This window comes from Flavobacterium geliluteum (assembly GCF_017948595.1).
GTDB lineage: Bacteria > Bacteroidota > Bacteroidia > Flavobacteriales > Flavobacteriaceae > Flavobacterium > Flavobacterium flavipigmentatum.
The window spans coordinates 1-567 of sequence record NZ_JAGFBV010000078.1 but is presented as its reverse complement, the minus strand read 5'-3'; the positions used below and the strand labels follow the sequence as shown (position 1 = coordinate 567).

Here is a 567-nt window from a genome sequence, read left to right as displayed (position 1 = left end):
TTTGAGTCCATTTCGTTTTGGCTTTGTACAAGAAATAGCGACTTCTGGCTAGTAATTGTTTAAGGGTATCTCCATTTGAGAGTATCTTAGATTCGAAATTTACTTTTGACTTTTTGGCTTTTTCAATTGCATCATTCTCTTGATCGATGGCTTCCCAGCGATATTTAATCCTGATTTCCTGCAGGGCCTCTGTAGCCAGCTTTTGAACATGGAATCGGTCTGTAATGCGGGTAGCATTAGCAAAACACTTCTTAGCTATCAATCCCATGTTTCCGGCCATATCCAAAGTGATTTCCTTGACTAGATTTCGTTGTTGAAGAGGGATCTTTTCAATAACGCCAATCACTGTTTCTGCTTTAGTTCCTGCAACCATAGCCACTATGGTGCCTTTTCTACCTTTACCTGATTTGTTGGTTAAAATAGTATAGAGTTCGCCATTTGAAAGGGAGGTTTCATCTATGGATAAACGTTTTCCGATATTCTGTGGAAAAAGAAGCCATTTTTTAGCATGTGGTAGTTGATCCCAAACTTTAAAATCACTTAGAAAATCTTTATATTGAGTTTGCA

At 37.9% G+C, this 567-nt stretch carries 1 protein-coding gene; it reads right to left on the bottom strand.

The window, feature by feature from the left end:
* On the bottom strand, positions 1 to 567 hold a 567-nt coding region (locus J3495_RS19030; protein WP_210668561.1), incomplete at both ends, for an ISAon1 family transposase.